16 protein-coding genes are annotated in these 16,472 nt (G+C 71.8%); 8 read left to right on the forward strand and 8 right to left on the reverse strand.

Annotated elements, in window-relative coordinates; genetic code table 11:
- Both ACI379_RS03100 and ACI379_RS03105 read right to left on the reverse strand, forming a co-directional pair.
- A partial coding sequence (locus ACI379_RS03100; RefSeq protein ID WP_439790597.1) for a hypothetical protein occupies window positions 1–247 on the reverse strand: 247 nt, incomplete at its 3' end.
- A complete protein-coding gene (locus tag ACI379_RS03105) occupies window positions 244–891 on the reverse strand; it encodes a uridine kinase family protein (RefSeq protein WP_439790598.1) in 648 nt (215 codons plus the stop codon). The genes ACI379_RS03100 and ACI379_RS03105, both read right to left, overlap by 4 nt.
- 205 nt (window positions 892–1,096) lie before the next feature.
- On the opposite strand from ACI379_RS03105, the gene ACI379_RS03110 reads away from it, so the two are divergent.
- Complete coding sequence (locus tag ACI379_RS03110; RefSeq protein ID WP_439790599.1) at window positions 1,097–2,788, forward strand: substrate-binding domain-containing protein; 1,692 nt, start codon at window positions 1,097–1,099, stop codon at window positions 2,786–2,788.
- A 97-nt stretch (window positions 2,789–2,885) separates the two neighbouring features.
- On the opposite strand, the gene ACI379_RS03115 is transcribed toward ACI379_RS03110, so the two are convergent.
- The 3 genes from ACI379_RS03115 to deoC are packed head-to-tail and all read right to left on the reverse strand — an operon-like array spanning window position 2,886 to window position 6,234.
- On the reverse strand, window positions 2,886–3,752 hold the full coding sequence (locus ACI379_RS03115; protein ID WP_439790600.1) for an aldehyde dehydrogenase family protein: 867 nt from the start codon (window positions 3,750–3,752) through the stop codon (window positions 2,886–2,888).
- Window positions 3,752–5,188 (reverse strand): aldehyde dehydrogenase family protein, encoded by a 1,437-nt coding sequence (locus ACI379_RS03120; protein ID WP_439790601.1) that lies wholly within the window; start codon window positions 5,186–5,188, stop codon window positions 3,752–3,754. The genes ACI379_RS03115 and ACI379_RS03120 overlap by 1 nt, the downstream gene beginning before the upstream one ends.
- Window positions 5,189–5,223: 35 nt before the next feature.
- Complete coding sequence (deoC, locus tag ACI379_RS03125) at window positions 5,224–6,234, reverse strand: deoxyribose-phosphate aldolase (RefSeq protein WP_439790602.1); 1,011 nt, start codon at window positions 6,232–6,234, stop codon at window positions 5,224–5,226.
- A 55-nt stretch (window positions 6,235–6,289) separates the two neighbouring features.
- On the opposite strand from deoC, the gene ACI379_RS03130 reads away from it, so the two are divergent.
- The gene (locus ACI379_RS03130; RefSeq protein ID WP_439790603.1) at window positions 6,290–6,904 is read left to right on the forward strand and encodes a hypothetical protein; all 615 of its coding nucleotides are present in this window, start codon (window positions 6,290–6,292) and stop codon (window positions 6,902–6,904) included.
- Window positions 6,905–6,920: 16 nt separating this feature from the next.
- On the opposite strand, the gene ACI379_RS03135 is transcribed toward ACI379_RS03130, so the two are convergent.
- From ACI379_RS03135 to ACI379_RS03145, 3 genes are all read right to left on the reverse strand, one after another.
- Window positions 6,921–8,570 carry a phospho-sugar mutase gene (locus tag ACI379_RS03135; protein WP_439790604.1) on the reverse strand — a complete coding sequence of 550 codons (1,650 nt, stop codon included), beginning with the start codon at window positions 8,568–8,570 and terminating at the stop codon, window positions 6,921–6,923.
- 88 nt (window positions 8,571–8,658) lie between these two features.
- The gene (locus tag ACI379_RS03140; protein ID WP_439790605.1) at window positions 8,659–9,333 is read right to left on the reverse strand and encodes a heme oxygenase (biliverdin-producing); all 675 of its coding nucleotides are present in this window, start codon (window positions 9,331–9,333) and stop codon (window positions 8,659–8,661) included.
- Window positions 9,334–9,509: 176 nt separating this feature from the next.
- Complete coding sequence (locus ACI379_RS03145) at window positions 9,510–10,082, reverse strand: TetR/AcrR family transcriptional regulator (RefSeq protein ID WP_439790607.1); 573 nt, start codon at window positions 10,080–10,082, stop codon at window positions 9,510–9,512.
- A 210-nt stretch (window positions 10,083–10,292) separates the two neighbouring features.
- Here ACI379_RS03145 and ACI379_RS03150 point away from each other — a divergent pair, with 210 nt between their 5' ends.
- The 6 genes from ACI379_RS03150 to ACI379_RS03175 all read left to right on the forward strand — a co-directional run.
- Window positions 10,293–11,387 (forward strand): heme/hemin ABC transporter substrate-binding protein, encoded by a 1,095-nt coding sequence (locus ACI379_RS03150; protein WP_439790613.1) that lies wholly within the window; start codon window positions 10,293–10,295, stop codon window positions 11,385–11,387.
- The gene (locus ACI379_RS03155; RefSeq protein ID WP_439790608.1) at window positions 11,384–12,466 is read left to right on the forward strand and encodes a FecCD family ABC transporter permease; all 1,083 of its coding nucleotides are present in this window, start codon (window positions 11,384–11,386) and stop codon (window positions 12,464–12,466) included. Before ACI379_RS03150 ends, ACI379_RS03155 begins: the two co-directional genes overlap by 4 nt.
- Window positions 12,463–13,299, forward strand: coding sequence for a heme ABC transporter ATP-binding protein (locus tag ACI379_RS03160; protein ID WP_439790609.1), 837 nt, complete (start codon window positions 12,463–12,465; stop codon window positions 13,297–13,299). Before ACI379_RS03155 ends, ACI379_RS03160 begins: the two co-directional genes overlap by 4 nt.
- Window positions 13,281–14,375, forward strand: coding sequence for a hypothetical protein (locus tag ACI379_RS03165; RefSeq protein ID WP_439790610.1), 1,095 nt, complete (start codon window positions 13,281–13,283; stop codon window positions 14,373–14,375). The genes ACI379_RS03160 and ACI379_RS03165 overlap by 19 nt, the downstream gene beginning before the upstream one ends.
- Window positions 14,362–15,735, forward strand: a complete 1,374-nt coding sequence (locus tag ACI379_RS03170; protein ID WP_439790611.1) for a hypothetical protein — start codon at window positions 14,362–14,364, stop codon at window positions 15,733–15,735. Before ACI379_RS03165 ends, ACI379_RS03170 begins: the two co-directional genes overlap by 14 nt.
- 34 nt (window positions 15,736–15,769) lie before the next feature.
- Window positions 15,770–16,472, forward strand: a 703-nt coding sequence (locus ACI379_RS03175; RefSeq protein ID WP_439790612.1) for an HtaA domain-containing protein, incomplete at its 3' end; no start/stop codon positions are given.

Here is a 16,472-nt window from a genome sequence, read left to right on the forward strand (position 1 = left end):
CCTGGTGGGCCGCCAGCGCCCACGGGGGAGTGCCGAGCCAGTACGGCCAGGGCCACTGCCAGCGCCCCTCGTCGGTGCGTCGCGAGGTCAGCTGGAGGTGCCGCGCCAGCACCGTCCTGGCGAAGAGGTCCGGGTCCCACCCTGCCGCGGGGTGCCCCAGGCGCGCGGAGGAGACCAGCATCTCCGAGCGCACGGCGACGGCTGCCCCGCAGGTGACGCGGGACGGCTGTCGCAGCGCGGCGCTCACGTGTGTGCCAGCTCCTCGACGAGCTCGGCGTACGCCTGGTCGCCCGTGGCCGGGCGGCAGCCGAGGCGGACAGCGGCCTCGACGACGGCGGGCTGGGCCCGCATCAGCGCCCAGCCCCGGCGTACGAGGACCAGCGGCGGCTTGCGCCGCTCACGCAGGTCGCGGGTGAGGCGGCGCCAGAACGTCACCGCGGGGTGCTGGGTCACGCAGTAGGCGTCCAGCAGGATCCCCAGGTCGCGGCAGTCCTCCACCACCCGTGCGGCGAAGATGCCCTCGGCCACGAAGTGGCGCGCGTCGCCGAGGTCGACGACGCGGCTGCCGGTCCGGGCGCTGAGCGAGATGTCGTACACCGGGACCTCGGTGGCGCCGGTGCGGCACAGGGTGAGGAGCGCCTCGACGGCGAGGTCGTGGTCCCAGGAGTCGGGGTGGTCCCAGTCGACCATGCCGGCGTTGGCGCCCTCGTGGATGCGGGGGAGCCCGGGTGCGTCGATCTCGCGGTAGAAGTCGTCGAGACGGAGCACGGGCAGGCCGAGGCGCTCGGAGAGACGTGACTTGCCGGCGCCGCTGGGACCGGCGACCACGATGACCCGGCGCCCGGTGACGGGGTGGTCGGTGAGGGGGCTGGCTGGGTCAGGGGCGCTCACGCGGGACGTCACACCTCGGGGTCATGTGACGGTAGTCACATCGGGCGGGTTCTACTTGCAGCGCAAGGCCAGAAGTGGTCACCCTTCGGACACATTTCACGCGATAAGCGCTCAAAATCTGCCCCTGAGTTTACTGTCTGAGGGCGAAACCCTCGCGCCGCGTCGGTCAGAGACGGCGCGACACACGGTTGGAGATCCACGAACCATGAGCACTGACACCCCCACGCCTGAGTCTGAGTCCTCCGGCGGCCACCGCGCGACGGGCTCGTCCAGTGCCGTCGCGAACATCCCGGGAGGGATGCCGGCCATCATCGCCGTCGTCCTCCTGCTCGTGGTCGGTGTGGCCGCGTACTTCCTCCTCGGTCGTGACGGCAAGAGTGACGCGGAGGGTTCCGACTGTTTCGTCGACACGATCCGTCTGACCACCGCCGCCTCGCTGCGACCCATGGTCGACAAGGGTGTCGAGGCCATCGAGGACGAGGACCCCTGCCTGGACATCGAGGTGACGGACGGATCGGTCAACGACGTCATCGCCCTGTTCAAGGACTCCAACGCCAAGATCCCCGACCTGTGGATCCCGGACAGCCCCACCTGGTCCTCGCCCCTGCAGAAGGCGGGCTACAAGGGCACCGAGATCTCCACCTCACTCGCCGAGAGCCCCGTCGGCCTCGTCTCCGGCCCGTCGGTGAGCAGCCCCGCTTCGTGGTACGACACGCTCCAGTCCGGCAAGCTCACCACCTCCAACCCCAACACAGACGGCGCCTCGGCCCTGGCCCTGCTCGCGCCGTTCGCGGAGGCCAAGAAGACCGGTGAGTCGAAGACCTCGATCCTCGAGGCGTTCGTCCCGGTCGCCCAGGCGTACGGCGAGCGCATGCAGAACGACGACGGCGGCGTGGACCCGGCCAAGGTCACCGCGACCAGCAGCCAGCTCATCCCGATGACCGAGCGGGACTTCGTGATGGCGCGCCGCGCCAACGACCAGCTCACCATGGTCGCGCCCGACACCGGCGTCCCGGTGCTGCGGCTGCCGCTCGTGTCGGTGGCCAAGGCCAACCTCGACCCGCTGAGCAAGTCGGGCGAGGGCAAGGGCGCCCGTACCGGCCGCGCGCTGGCCCACTGGTTCGCCTCCGCGCCGGGTCGCGAGGCCGTTGCCGAGGGCGACTTCCGGGTCCCCGGCGCCGACTCCATCGGCAGCGACGTCGGTCTGGGCAACGCGCGCAGCCTCAAGGCGGTCGACCCCGCCGTGGCCGACGAGGCCCTGCGCAGCTGGGAGACCAGCGCGTACCCCTCCAGCATGCTCGTCGTCGTCGACGTCTCCGGCTCGATGCAGTCCGAGGTCGGCGGACGCAGCCGCATCTCGCTGACCGCCGAGGCGGCCGAGGTGGCCCTGGACCGCCTGCCCGAGCAGGCCCGCATCGGTCTGTGGATGTTCTCCATCGACCAGGGCGGCAAGGGCGTCGACTACAAGGTCCTCTCGCCGCTCAAGGCGCTGAACTCCAAGACCGGCGACACGAGCCACAAGGAGTACCTGCGCAGACAGATCCCGATCATCGAGCGGTCCACCCGCGGCGGCACCGGTCTGTACGACACCACGTTCGCCGCCTACAAGCAGGCGATGAAGGACTTCGACAGCGCCTGGTTCAACTCCGTGGTCATCCTCACCGACGGCGCCAACGACGACCCGGGCTCGATGAGCGAGGCTGAGCTGATCGAGAGCATCGAGGGCATCCGCGACCCCGTCAACAAGCCGGTGCGCATCATCCCTGTCGGCATCGGGCCGGACGCCGACATGAAGTCGCTGCAGCGCATCGCCGAGGCGACGGACTCGCAGGCGTACCTCGCCGAGAACCCGATGAACATCCTCGTCGTGCTGGCCCAGGCGGTCATGTCGCGCTGACGCAGGACGTACGACGAAGGGGCGGTGGCCAGCTGGCCACCGCCCCTTCGTCATGTCCGGGCGCCCGCCGTAGAGCGCGTCGGCGGCGGGTCTCGTCTCACACCCCGATCGGGTGCCAGACGGTCTTGGTCTCCAGGAACTGCGTCATGCGGTCCAGGCCGGGCTCGGCAAGCCAGTCGGTGCCCGGCGCCGGGCGGCGGACCCGCTTGAGGTTGTCGGCCGCCGCGACCTCGAGGGAGGTGGCGAGCTCGGCGTCGGTGACCCCGGTCAGGTCGATGGCGTTGACGTCCATGTGCGAGGCCAGCCAGGGGGCCATCTCCTCGACGGGGCCGGTCAGCATGTTGACGACGCCGCCGGGGACGTCGCTGGTCGCCATCACCTCGGCGAGCGTGATCGCCGTCAGCGGGTGCTCCTGGCTGGCGATCACCACCGCGGTGTTGCCGGTGACGATGAGGGGCGCGACGACGCTGACCAGGCCGAGCAGCGGACCCTTGGGCGCCACCACGGCGACCACGCCGGTCGGCTCGGGGGAGGACAGGTTGAAGTACGGGCCCGCCACCGGGTTGGCGTTGCCGACGACCTGGGCGATCTTGTCGGCCCACCCGGCGTACCAGACGAGGCGGTCCACGGCGGCGTCCACGTACGTGGTGGCCTTGGCGGTCGTGATGCCCTCGGTGCCCTTGAGCTCGGCGATGAACTGGTCGCGGCGGCCCTCCAGGACCTCCGCGATCCGGTACACGACCTGGGCGCGGTTGTAGGCCGTACGGCCGGACCAGCCGCCGAACGCCTTGCGGGCGGCCACGACGGCGTCGCGGGCGTCCTTGCGGCTCGCCTTGGACGCGTTGGCGATGTGGTTGCCCTTGGCGTCGTTGACCACGTACGTCCGTCCCGACTCCGAGCGGGGGAAGGCCCCGCCGATGTACAGCTTGTAGGTCTTCTTCACCTCGATGCGTGCGGATGCCATCAGAGGGACGCTCCCTTCAGGTACGCCTCGAGCCCGTGGCGGCCGCCCTCGCGCCCGTAGCCGGACTCCTTGTAGCCGCCGAACGGGGAGGTCGGGTCGAACTTGTTGAACGTGTTGGCCCACACGACGCCGGCGCGCAGCTTGTCGGCCATCGAGAGGATCCGCGAACCCTTGTCGGTCCAGATGCCGGCCGAGAGGCCGAACGGGGTGTTGTTGGCCTTCTCGACGGCCTCGGCCGGCGTGCGGAAGGTCAGCACCGACAGGACCGGCCCGAAGATCTCCTCGCGGGCGATCCGGTGGGCCTGGGTGACGCCGGTGAAGACCGTCGGGGCGAACCAGAAGCCCTTCTCGGGGATGGCGCACGGGGTGGACCAGCGCTCGGCGCCCTCGGCCTCACCGATCTGCGACAGCTCGCGGATCTTGGCGAGCTGCTCGGCGGAGTTGATGGCACCGATGTCGGTGTTCTTGTCGAGCGGGTCGCCCAGACGCAGGGTGGCCATGCGGCGCTTGAGCCGCTCGAGCACCTCGTCGGCCACCGACTCCTGCACCAGCAGGCGCGAGCCGGCGCAGCACACGTGGCCCTGGTTGAAGAAGATGCCGCCCACGATGCCCTCGATCGCCTGGTCCATCGGGGCGTCGTCGAAGACGATGTTGGCGGCCTTGCCGCCCAGCTCGAGGGTGACCTTCTTGTCGGTGCCCGCGACGGCCTTGGCGATCGCTCGGCCGACCTCGGTGGAGCCGGTGAAGGCGACCTTGTCGACGTCGGGGTGGGAGACCACGGCGCGGCCGGTGTCGCCGGCGCCGGTGACGATGTTGACCACGCCCGGGGGCAGGTCGGCCTGCTGGCAGACCTCGGCGAAGAGCAGCGCCGTCAGCGGGGTCGTCTCGGCCGGCTTGAGGACGACCGTGTTGCCGGCGGCCAGCGCGGGCGCGATCTTCCACGACAGCATCAGCAGCGGGAAGTTCCAGGGGATCACCTGGGCGGCGACCCCGAGGGGACGCGGCTGGGAGCCCAGCCCCGCGTACGCGAGCTTGTCGGCCCATCCGGCGTAGTAGAAGAACCACTGCGACACGAGCGGGATGTCGACGTCGCGCGACTCCTTGATCGGCTTGCCGTTGTCGAGCGACTCCAGCACGGCGAACTCGCGGCTGCGCTCGGCCAGGATGCGGGCGATCCGGTAGAGGTACTTGGCGCGCTCGGCGCCCGACATCGGCCCCCACACCTTGGAGTGGGCGCGGCGGGCGGCCTTGACCGCGGCGTCGACGTCGGCGTCGTCGGCCTCGGAGACCTCCGCCAGCACCTCCTCGGTGGCCGGGTTGACGGTCTTGAAGCCGGTGCCGTGGCCGTCCACGAACTCGCCGTTGATGAACAGTCCGTACGACGACTTGAGGTCGACGACGGCGCGCGACTCGGGCGCGGGTGCGTACTCGAACACGTTGGTTGAGCTTGTCGAAACCATCTCAGCGTCCCTCAGTCCAGGGTGAAGTAGTCGGGGCCGGGGTAGCGGGCGGCGCCCTCGGATGTGTACCGCATCTTCGTGCGCTGCATCAGCAGCTCGTTGAGCAGCGAGGAGGCGCCGAAGCGGAACCAGTCCGGGTCGAGCCAGTCGGGCCCGGCCACCTCGTTGACCATCACCAGGTACTTGATGGCGTCCTTGGCCGTACGGATGCCGCCGGCCGGCTTGACGCCGATCATCTGCCCGGTCAGCGCGCGGTAGTCGCGCACCGCCTCGAGCATCACCATCGTCACCGGGAGGGTGGCCGCAGGCTGCACCTTGCCGGTGGAGGTCTTGATGAAGTGCGCGCCGGCCATCATCGCCAGCCAGGAGGCGCGGCGGACGTTGTCGTAGGTCTGCAGCTCGCCGGTCTCGAAGATCACCTTGAGGTGGGCCTCGGAGCCGTCGGGGCGGCGGCAGGCCTCGCGGACCGCGACGATCTCGTCGAAGACCTGCAGGTAGTTGCCGGACAGGAAGGCGCCACGGTCGATGACCATGTCGATCTCCCCGGCCCCGGCCTCGACCGCGTCCACGGTGTCGGCCAGCTTGATGTCCATCGCGGCGCGGCCGCTGGGGAACGCGGTCGCGACGGCGGCCACGTTGATGGGAGCGTCGCCCAGCGTCTCGCGGGCGGTGGCCACCATGTCGGGGTAGACGCACACGGCCGCGACCGACGGGCACGTCGGGTCGGCCGGGTCCGGGCGCAGCGCCTTGTTGGCCAGGGCACGCACCTTCCCGTGGGTGTCCGCGCCCTCCAGGGTGGTCAGGTCGACCATCCGGATCGCGAGGTCGAGGGCGTACTCCTTGGAGGAGGTCTTGATGGAGCGGGTGCCGAGTCCGGCGGCGCGGGCCTCCGCGCCGACCTGGTCGACTCCTGGGAGCCCGTGGAGGAACTGGCGGAGCGAGGCGTTGGACCGGGTGTGGTCGGCCAGCGCTCCGTGCGCCGCCGGGGCTGCGCTCGCCGTTGAGGCAGATGAGGTCGTCACTGCCCCAGCATAGGGTTGAGCGGGATCGGTTCGGAAACAGCGGAGGACAGTTCGGGTGAACGAGGCAGAGTCGCAGCACGTGGAGCGCTTCCCCACGACGGCGGGGCGCGTGACGGGAGTGCTGACCCTGTTCGTGGGCGTGGTCCTGCTCGTGATCGGCACGGTCGACCCCGACTACCGGTTCGCGCCGTGGGCGCTGGCGGCGATCGTGCTCGCCATGGTGCTCGCGTGGGCCGCGATGCTGCGCCCGGCGTTGTGGGTCGTCGACGAGGAGACCCTGGTGCTGCGGGGGATGCTCGACACCGCCCACGTGCCGCTCGCCGGTATCGACGAGGTCAACGTCCGTCAGGTCCTGGCCGTACGGGCCGGCCGACGCCGTTTCGTCTCCGCTGCCGTGGGCCGCAGCCGACGCACCATCACCCGGCCCGCCAGCCTCAAGGACGCCAGCGCGGAGTCCGCCGAGCAGCACGGCCGGGTGGAGTACGGCCTCTTCGTCGAGACCCGACTGCGCGAGCTCGTCGCCGCCGCGCACCGCCGCGGCGGCTTCGACCCGTTCTCCGAGGAGCACGACGAGGCCTCCGCGAGGGCCGTGAGGCGCTGGGACGCCCTGCCCCTGGGGCTGCTCGGCGCCGCCTGCTCCGGGCTCGTGCTCGCGCTCCTGCTCGGCTGACCCGCACCCGGCCGGGTCAGAGCCCGGCGGCCACCTTGAAGTCCGCGGCGATCGCGTCGAGCCGGCCGGCCGCCACGATCCGGGCCGCGTCGACGCTGTCGTCGTCGGCGACCGGGACCACGACCTCGAGGTAGCACTTCACCTTGGGCTCGGTCCCGCTGGGACGCACGATCATCCGGGCGCCGTCCGCGAGGCGGTACAGCAGGCCGTCGGTGGGCGGCAGGTCGTCGCTGCCCCGGGCCAGGTCGACCAGCTCGAGCACGTCGAGACCGCCCAGGGTGGCGACGGGGGCGGCGCGCAGCCGGTCCATCGTGGCCGGGATCTGCGACAGGTCGGAGAAGCGGACCGACACCTGGTCGGTCGCGTGCAGGCCGTGGGCACGCGCGACGTCGTCGAGCACGTCGACCAGGGTGCGACCCTCCGCCTTGACCTGCGCGGCGAGCTCGCAGACCAGCAGCAGCGCCGAGACGCCGTCCTTGTCCTTCACGTGCTCGGGGTCCACGCAGTAGCCCAGCGCCTCCTCGTACCCGAAGGCCAGTCCGGGCAGCCGCCCGATCCACTTGAACCCGGTCAGGGTCGCGGCGTACGGCTGGCCGGCGGCCTCGGCGATGCGCGCCAGCAGCGTGGAGGAGACGATCGAGTTGGCGTACACGCCGGTGCGTCCGCGGGAGACCAGGTGGTGGGCCAGCAGCGCGCCGACCTCGTCGCCGCGCAGCATCCGCCACCCCTGCGGTCCGGGCACCGCGACGGCGCAGCGGTCCGCGTCGGGGTCGTTGGCCACCACGAGGTCGGCGTCGCGCTCGGCAGCCAGCGCCATCGCGAGGTCCATCGCCCCGGGCTCCTCGGGGTTGGGGAAGGAAACGGTGGGGAAGTCGGGGTCGGGCTCGGCCTGCGCCTCGACCACGGCGGGCGCGGAGAAGCCCGCCCGGGCCAGCACGTCGACCACGGCCGTGCCACCCACCCCGTGCAGCGGCGTGTAGACGATCGACAGGTCGCGCGGTCCGTCGCCGACCAGCCCGGCGGTGGTCGTCAGGTAGGAGTCGACGACCTCCTCGGGCACGGGCTGACCGGCGTCACCGCGCGGCACGTCGGCCAGGGCGCCGACGGCGGCGATGCGGGCCGCGATCTCGGCGTCGGCGGGCGGCACGATCTGGCTGCCGTCGCCCAGGTAGACCTTGTAGCCGTTGTCCTGCGGGGGGTTGTGGCTGGCGGTGACCATCACGCCCGCGGCGCAGTCCAGCGCCCGGATCGCGTACGCCAGGACGGGCGTGGGCAGCGTCCGCGGCATCACGTACGGGCGGAACCCGGCACCGCTCATCACCTCGGCGGTGTCGCGGGCGAAGACGTCGGAGTTGTACCGGGCGTCGTAGCCGATCACGACCGGCCGCCCGGCCTGGCCGGTGTCGTTGAGGTACGCCGCGAGGCCGGCGGCCGCGCGCAGGACCACGATGCGGTTCATCCGGTTGGGGCCGGCGCCCAGCGCCCCGCGCAGTCCAGCCGTCCCGAACTCCAGGGTGCCGGCGAACCGGTCCGCGAGGTCGTCGCTCGACCCGCCGGCGCGTACGGCGTCGACGACCGCGGTGAGCTCGGCGCGCGTGGCGGGGTCGGGGTCCTCGGCGATCCAGGCCTGGGCGAGGGCGAGCAGGTTCTCGGTGTCGACGGTCATGACCAGACGCTAGCGCCCGCCGCCGACGGACGACAGAGCGGCCGGCCCCTGCCCGGGACCGGCCGCTCCGTGACGTGGGTGCCTCGCCTCAGCGGTGGAAGTGCTCCAGGTGCTCGCCCAGCTCGGCGAAGATCGCCTGGTTGTGCGCGAAGGCGACCTGGACCTCCTCGACGACCTCGGCCCGCTCGGCCTCGTCGAGGGGGAGGGAGTCGAGGGCGGCGCGGTAGCCGTCCTTGTACTCCTTGGGCTTGGCGATGTGCTCGAAGGCGTAGAACGACAGGCCGTTGCCCTCGCGGGAGAACTCGCGGTCGAGGATGCGGCCGATCGCCAGACCGCCGGACAGGTCGCCCATGTAGCGGGTGTAGAGGTGGGCGACCAGGCGGACCGGGTTGTCCTTGGCCGCGCGGATCGAGTCGACGTACCCCTGCACGCTGCGGCCCTCGAAGACGGTCTCCTCCGGGGCGCCGGTGCTCCAGGCGGCGATGTCGGCCTCGATCGCGCCGAGGCGCTCGAGCTGGGTGTCGTGGATGAGCGCGACCACGGGGTGGTCGGCCAGCTCGCGGCTGGTCTCCTCCAGGGCGGCGTACACGTCACGCAGGGCGCGCAGGTAGTTGACGTAGCCGTACTCGTTGACCTTGCCGCCCATGAGGTCGGCGATGAAGGTGGCGGCCTCCGCCGCGTCGTGCTGGGCGCGTGAGCCCTCGCGCATCGCGACCGACAGCGGGGTGGCGGCGGTCTCGACGTCCTGGTCGAGTGCAGTCATGGGAACTCCTGTGCTGGGCCGAGATGCTGACGATGTGCGACAAACGTCGATTGACAGCTTGTCAGAATCATTCTGACAAGTCGTCAACACATCGCGCAAGTCCAACGTTAGGTTTGCCTAACACTTCTTGCCGGTCCAGCGGTTGCCCGCGTGCTGGTCCCTGCCCGGGCGGGGCGTCAGCGGGCGTCGGCGACGCCCAGGCCGCGCAGGACGAAGCCCTCGATGGACGCGGGCGGCAGGTGCCGCGGCCCCAGGCACGCGTGCAGGAGGGCCATCGTCGCGCCCTCGTCCTCGACGACGAAGTCGCCCGCGGCCACGCCGGCCCGCAGGATGTCGCGCAGCACGTCCTCGACGGCGATCACATGGTCGCGGATGGCCAGGCGTGACTCCTGGGACAGTCTCCCCGACAGCATCGGTCCGAGGCCGACGTGGAACTGCTCGCCGGTGGTGAGGTTGTGCCGCACGTAGGTGCGCATCTCCTCGACGGGGCCGTCGGCCTGGTCGAGCGCGGCGCGGAGCCGTTCGACGTACTTCGTGGTCTCGTGCGAGGCGAAGGCGACCACGACCGCCTCGCGGTCCGAGAAGTGGTGGTAGATCGCCGTACGCCCCAGGCCGGCCCTGGCGGCGATCTGGGCCATGGAGATCGCCTCGAAGCTGTGCTCGGTCATCAGGTCGGCCAACGCCTCGAAGATGCGTTGCTGCACCTGCGAGCGGTGCTCGTCGAGGTTGTCGGCGGAGATCTTGGGCACGGGCGCACTCTAGACCCACCCCGGGCACGTGGTGGGCCGGTCCTCGTCGCCCGGTCGTCGCGGCGGATCCGGGGCGCGGGAGCGGGACCTCGATGAGGAAGGGTTGGCTTAGTTAGGTTACGCTAACTTCATCTCGGTGCCTTGGTCGACCGTGCCCGGGTGCCGGGTCGATGTCGTCAGCATCCAGCTTGGAGCCTTCCCGTGAACCTCATGCGTGCGCGCCAGCGCAGCCTCGGCGTCCTCGCCGCGACCCTCCTCCTCTCCGTGCTCGCTGCCTGCGGCGGCTCCGAGGGGGACGGCGGCAGCGGGACCGACGCCGTCGCGGCGCCGCGCATCGACGAGGTAGAGGTCTCCTCCGACCCGCGCGCCTTCTCCGGGGTCGTCAACGTCGACGTCGACGACCCGATCGACCCCGTCGAGGCCGGTGAGCAGGCGCTGCCGGTGACGCTGACCGACGCGCAGGGCACCGAGGTCACCGTCACCGACACCTCGCGGGTGCTGGCGCTCGACCTGTACGGCACGCTCTCGCGCACCGTCTTCGAGCTCGGCATGGGCGACACCCTGGTGGGCCGCGACCTGTCCACCCAGTTCGACGAGGCCACCGACCTGCCGCTGGTCACCAGCGCCGGCGGTCACGACCTGAACGCCGAGTCGCTGCTCGCCCTCGAGCCGACCCTGATCATCACCGACACCTCGCTCGGCCCCTGGGACGTCATCCTGCAGATGCGCGACGCGGGCGTGCCCGTCGTCGTCGTCGACTCCGGCCGCAACCTCGACAACGTCGCCGAGATCACCCAGATGGTCGCCGACTCCCTCGGTGTGCCCGCAGCCGGCACGGCGCTGGGGGAGCGTACGGAGGGCGAGATCGCCGACGTCCGCGCCAAGATCGAGGCCGCCGCCCCCGGCGAGAACGAGCGCCTGCGCACCGTCTTCCTGTACGTCCGTGGCGCCGCCAACGTCTACTACATGTTCGGCGAGGGCTCGGGTGCTGACGACCTGATCTCCGCCGTCGGCGCGTACGACGTGGCCAGCGAGATCGGCTGGAAGGGCATGCGCCCCGTCACCGCCGAGGGCCTCATCGACGCCTCGCCCGAGCTGGTCGTGATGATGACCAAGGGCCTGGAGTCCACCGGTGGCGTCGACGGGCTGCTGGAGAAGGTGCCCGCGCTGGCGCAGACGCCGGCCGGCCAGAACCAGCGCTTCGTGACCATCGAGGACTCCCTGATCCTCGGGTACGGCCCCGCCACCGCCGAGGTCCTCAACGGCCTGTCGGTCGCCGTTCTCGCCCCGGAGTCGCTCACGTGAGCGTCTCCCTCCCGCTGCGACCCACCCCCGGCAACCACCTCGTCGTCCTGGGGGCGTTGTCGGCCGCCGTCGTCGCCGCGTGCCTGTGGGCGACGGTGTCGGGACAGCTGGACATCCCGGTCCGCGACGTCCTCGTGGCGCTGCTCAAGCCGGTGCGGTGGTTCCTCGACCTCTTCGGGCTCCACCTCAACCTCCCCGAGCTCACCCAGCTGGTCGACGCCACCCTGTGGCACGTCCGGTTCCCGCGCGTGGCGATGGCGGTGCTGGTCGGTGCCTCCCTCGGGGCGGCGGGCGCGGTGATGCAGGGCGTCTTCGGCAACCCGCTGGCCGAGCCCGGCGTCGTCGGGGTCTCCTCCGGCGCGGCCGTGCTCGCGGCCGCGGTGATCGTCTTCGACCTCGCCTTCCTGGGCTCCTGGACCGTCGCCGCCGCAGCCTTCCTCGGTGGCCTCGTCACCACGATGGCCGTCTACCTGCTCTCGCGCAGCGACGGTCGTACGGAGGTCGTCACCCTCGTCCTCACCGGCATCGCGATCAACGCGGTCGCCGGCGGAGCGCTGGCGTTCCTGATGTTCATGGGCGACACCCAGGCGCGTGAGGAGATCGTCTTCTGGCAGCTGGGCAGCCTCAACGGCTCCCGCGGCGAGAACGTCCTGGTCACCGTCGTGGTCGCCACCCTGGGCCTGGCCGGCGCGCTGGCGATGAGCCGGACGCTCGACCTGCTCGCCCTGGGTGACCGCGGCGCCCGGCACGTCGGCGTCGACGTCGAGCGGGTGCGTCTGATCTGCATCGTGGTGGTCGCCGTGCTGACCGCCGCGGCCGTTGCGTTCGCCGGCATCATCTCGTTCGTCGGCCTCATCATCCCGCACCTGCTGCGCATGGTGGTCGGCCCCGGCCACCGGCTGCTCGTCCCCGCGAGCGCGTTGGGCGGCGCGCTGCTGCTGGTGCTCGCGGACCTCTTCGCCCGCTCGGCCGTCGCGTACGCCGACCTGCCGATCGGCATGCTGACCTCCCTGGTCGGCGGCCCCATCTTCTTCTGGCTGCTGCGCCGTGCCCGCCGTACCGCGGGAGGGTGGGCATGACGAACCCCGAACAGCCCTGGCACGCCTCCCTCACGGTCCGCGGCGTGGACGTGACGCTCGGCGGGCAACCGATCCTGCGCGGCGTCGACCTCGACGTGGTCCCCGGCGAGGTGCTGGCCCTGGTCGGCCCCAACGGCGCCGGCAAGTCGACCCTGCTGGCGGTGATGGCGGGCGACCTGGCCCCCGAGACGGGCAGCGTCGAGATCGCCGGCCAGTCGGTGCACGCGATGCCGGCGGGCGTGCTCGCCCAGCACCGCGGCGTGCTGCAGCAGCGGCAGAGCCTGGCGTTCGGGTTCCGGGCCCGTGAGGTCGTCGAGATGGGGCGCGCGATGTGGCGCCGTACGGAGCGGGCCGACGCCGACGACGTCGTGGTCGACCGCTCGATGGCGGTCGCCGACGTGACTCACCTGTCCGACCGTGTGGTCCCCACGTTGTCGGGCGGTGAGCAGGCACGGGTGAGCTTCGCCCGGCTGCTGGCCCAGGAGACCGAGGTCCAGTTCCTCGACGAGCCCACCGCGGCCCTCGACATCAAGCACCAGGAGGCGGTCCTCGCCCAGGCGCGCGCCAGCGCCGACGCGGGCGCGGCCGTCGTGGTCGTGCTGCACGACCTGAGCCTCGCCGCTGCCTGGGCCCACCGGGTCTGCGTCCTGTCCGCCGGTCGGCTGCGCGCCGTCGGCACGCCCGCCGAGGTGATCACCTCCGAGCTGCTCACCGAGGTGTACGAGCACCCCGTCCACGTGATCTCGCACGAGGGCAACTTGCTGGTGGTGCCGGTCCGCGGCGCCGCGACGCCCGCCGTACCCGAGGAGGCCTCGTGGTCCGCTCAGTCCTGACCTCGTGCGCGGCCCTGGCGGCCGTCGTCCTGACCACCGTGGTGGGTGTGGTGCCTCTCGGTGCCGCACCGGCGCACGCGGCCGGCGGGGTGTCGGTCGACAACGGCGGCCAGGGTGCCGTCATCGACTCCACGTACTCCTCGACCCTGTCGATCTCGGGCCGCGGTTTCCAGTCGATCAAGGGCGGCCACGGTGGCGTGTACGTCTGGTTCGGCACCGTGTCCGGCAACTGGCGCCCCAGCAAGGGCGGCGTCTCCGGCGTCAACTACCGCTACGTCCCCGACAAGGAGTCGAAGGGCAACAAGGGGTTCCAGCGCTACGTCGCGTTCCCCGGCTCCGACACGGCGGCCTCGGCCAACGGCGGCACCATGACCGCCGACGGCTCGTGGCGCGTCAACCTCCTCGTTCCGGGCCCGACCTTCCAGGCGGTGGGCCGCAACGGGTCGGTCGTCACCGTCGACTGCCGCAAGCAGACCTGCGGCGTGATCACCATCGGCGCCCACGGCGTGAAGAACGCGAACAACGAGACGTTCACGCCCGTCCGGGTGGCCGACCTGCAGTCCTCCAACGCCTCGACCGACAAGGGTTCGACCACGACGACCGAGGTGCCGCAGCAGGGTGCCACCGGCGGCCAGGACAAGGGCGGCGTCAAGGTCGCCAAGAGGGCCAGCCTCGAGGTGGACCGCGCCGCCGCCGTACCCGGCCGTGCCCTGTCGTTCGTCGCCCAGGGGCTCACCCCGGGCTCCCAGGTGACTGCCGTCCTCGACGACGGCATCGTCGCCACCGGGCCGCACCTGGTGGGTCAGGACGGTGTCGTGGCCGGGGTGCTCCAGCTGCCCGCGGACCTGCCCGCCGGGACGCACGAGCTGCGGACCTTCGGCGCCGGCAAGTCGGCGTCGGTGAAGTTCGGCGTGAGCGCCGCCGCCGTCGACGACGCGGTGGGGGCCACCTCGGTGGACACGGACCGTCCCGCCACCGCGGCGCTCGTCTTCGCCGGCGTCGCGGCCGCGGTCTTCCTGGGCGCGCTCGTGCTGACGCTGGTCCGGCTGCTGCGGGGGCGTCGTGCGCAGGCGTGAGGGCGTACGCGTCGTCGCCGCGGCGCTGCTCGCCGGGGCGGGGCTGATGGTGCTGCCGGTGGGCGCCTCCTCGGCCGAGGGCGGAGCGGAGGAGTCGTCGGCGACCGTCCAGGCCGAGCCGACGGACCCGACGCCCACGGACCCCACGACGGACCCGACGCCGACGGATCCGACGTCGGACCCGACGCCCACGGACCCGACGCCCACGGAGCCCACCGAGACGCCGACGCCGACCGGCCCGCCCACCGAGGAGCCCGAGGAGCTCGAGGTGGACGAGGCCCTGTTCACGTGGTCGGTCAGCCCGCAGACCAACGCGCGTTCGCACAACCCGATCGCGGTCAACTTCATGGGAGCCGGGGTGTCGAACCCTGGCCGTGCGGGGTCCACCCTCGAGAAGCACCAGTGGCGTGCCCGTCAGGGCAACGTCGTGATCCAGAAGCTCAACGCCAAGGGGTCCTGGGGTACCGCGACCTGGGCCGGCCTGGAGACGGACGCCAACGGGGACCCGATCCAGCTGTACGGGCCCTTCAGCGGGCACCGGGTGGCGATCAGCGAGGGGACCGGTCGGGTCTCCCCGGCCTCCGACGACGCCGAGGTGCGGTGGAAGGGAACGTTCACCGTCGTCTGGTACTCCGGGAACACCGTCTTCACGCTCACCGACCCCGTCCTGCGCCTCGAGGACGGCGACGGCCAGCTCACCGCGCTGATGGGTGGCTGGGCCACCGGCCGCGACTCCTCCACGTGGAAGAAGCTGCCCTCCCAAGAGGTCACCGTCGCCGAGCTGCGCGACGCCGACGTCACCGCGGACGGCACCGTCGTGACGCCCGAGTACCGCGGCGTGACCGTGACCGGCAGCGAGCCGCAGCTGCGCACCGGTGACGACTGGGGTGCCTTCCCTCAGTCGTTCGTCTCCTTCCTGGGGCCCATGGGGACGGACCAGTTCTGGTACTCCACGGGGCTGCAGTCGGACTGGACCAAACTCCCCTCGCCGATCTCCGTCGGTTGGCACGGGACGGTTCCGGACGACGGGGACACGCCGCCCACGACGCGGCCGACGCCGACCCCGAAGAACCCGGTGACCAACGCGCCGGATCCCGTGAGCGGCGGCGACCCGGGGCAGCCGCCCCTCGACCTGCAGGTCCCTGCGGACGCCGGGGTGCAGGCGGACTCCGACGCCGCCTGGAGCGCGCCCGTCCAGGTCAGCGCCGCCCGCCCCGTGGAGGACCGGGTCGCCCTCGCCTCAGCCGGCGCCTCCACGACCACGGCGTGGGTCTCCGGGGGAGCGCTCCTGCTCGCCGCCGCGGCCCTCCTGCTCGCCCCGTTCAGCCCTCGACGCCCTGCGGTGTCACCCCGATCCTGACTCTCGGTCGCATCACCCCTTGAAAGGAACACCCATGAAGTCCCTCAAGAGCGCCACCGGCCGCGGCATCGCCGCGGGCCTGGCCGGCGTCCTGGTCGCTGGTGCGGCCACCCTGCTCACCTCTGCTCCGGCCCAGGCCGCCGCGGCTGAGGGCGAGCTGCGCTGGGGTGTCTCCCAGCAGTTCGTCGAGCACCTCTACTTCTCCAAGATGGGGCCGGTCCTCCCGACGACCCCCACCGGCGCCGTGAGCAACGGCGCCGGCCACGTGGCCGGCGACGCGGCCACGGGCGCCGATGACGTCTTCACCTTCCCGGCCGCGACGGTGACGGAGGCGGGCGGTACGACCGTTGCCGAGTACACGGGTACCGTCCGTGGGGCGTTCGTCGTCGGCGGTGTCGAGCAGTACCAGGTCACCATCTCCGACCCGGTCGTCACCTCCGACGCGTCGGGCAACGGCTCCATCGAGGCGACCGTCTCGGCCTCGAACATCGCTGCCGGACCCAGCCCCGCGGCCAGCACCACCCCGACGAGGGTGACGGTCGCGGAGTTCGCCGGTGGGACCTCCACTGAGGGCACTCTGTCGGCGACGCCGAACTGGTCCGGCGTCCTCGCGCCCGGGTCGCAGACCGCTGTCGACCTGGGCATCTCCGACCCTGCTCGTCCGGTGGACGGCAAGTCCTTCGCCCCCGAGTTCCTCGGTGCCCTGACCAGCGGCGTGCGCGCCCACTTCTACTTCT

Origin of the sequence: Nocardioides sp., from assembly GCF_051876515.1 — a bacterium.
In the GTDB taxonomy this organism is placed as follows: Bacteria; Actinomycetota; Actinomycetes; order Propionibacteriales; family Nocardioidaceae; genus Nocardioides.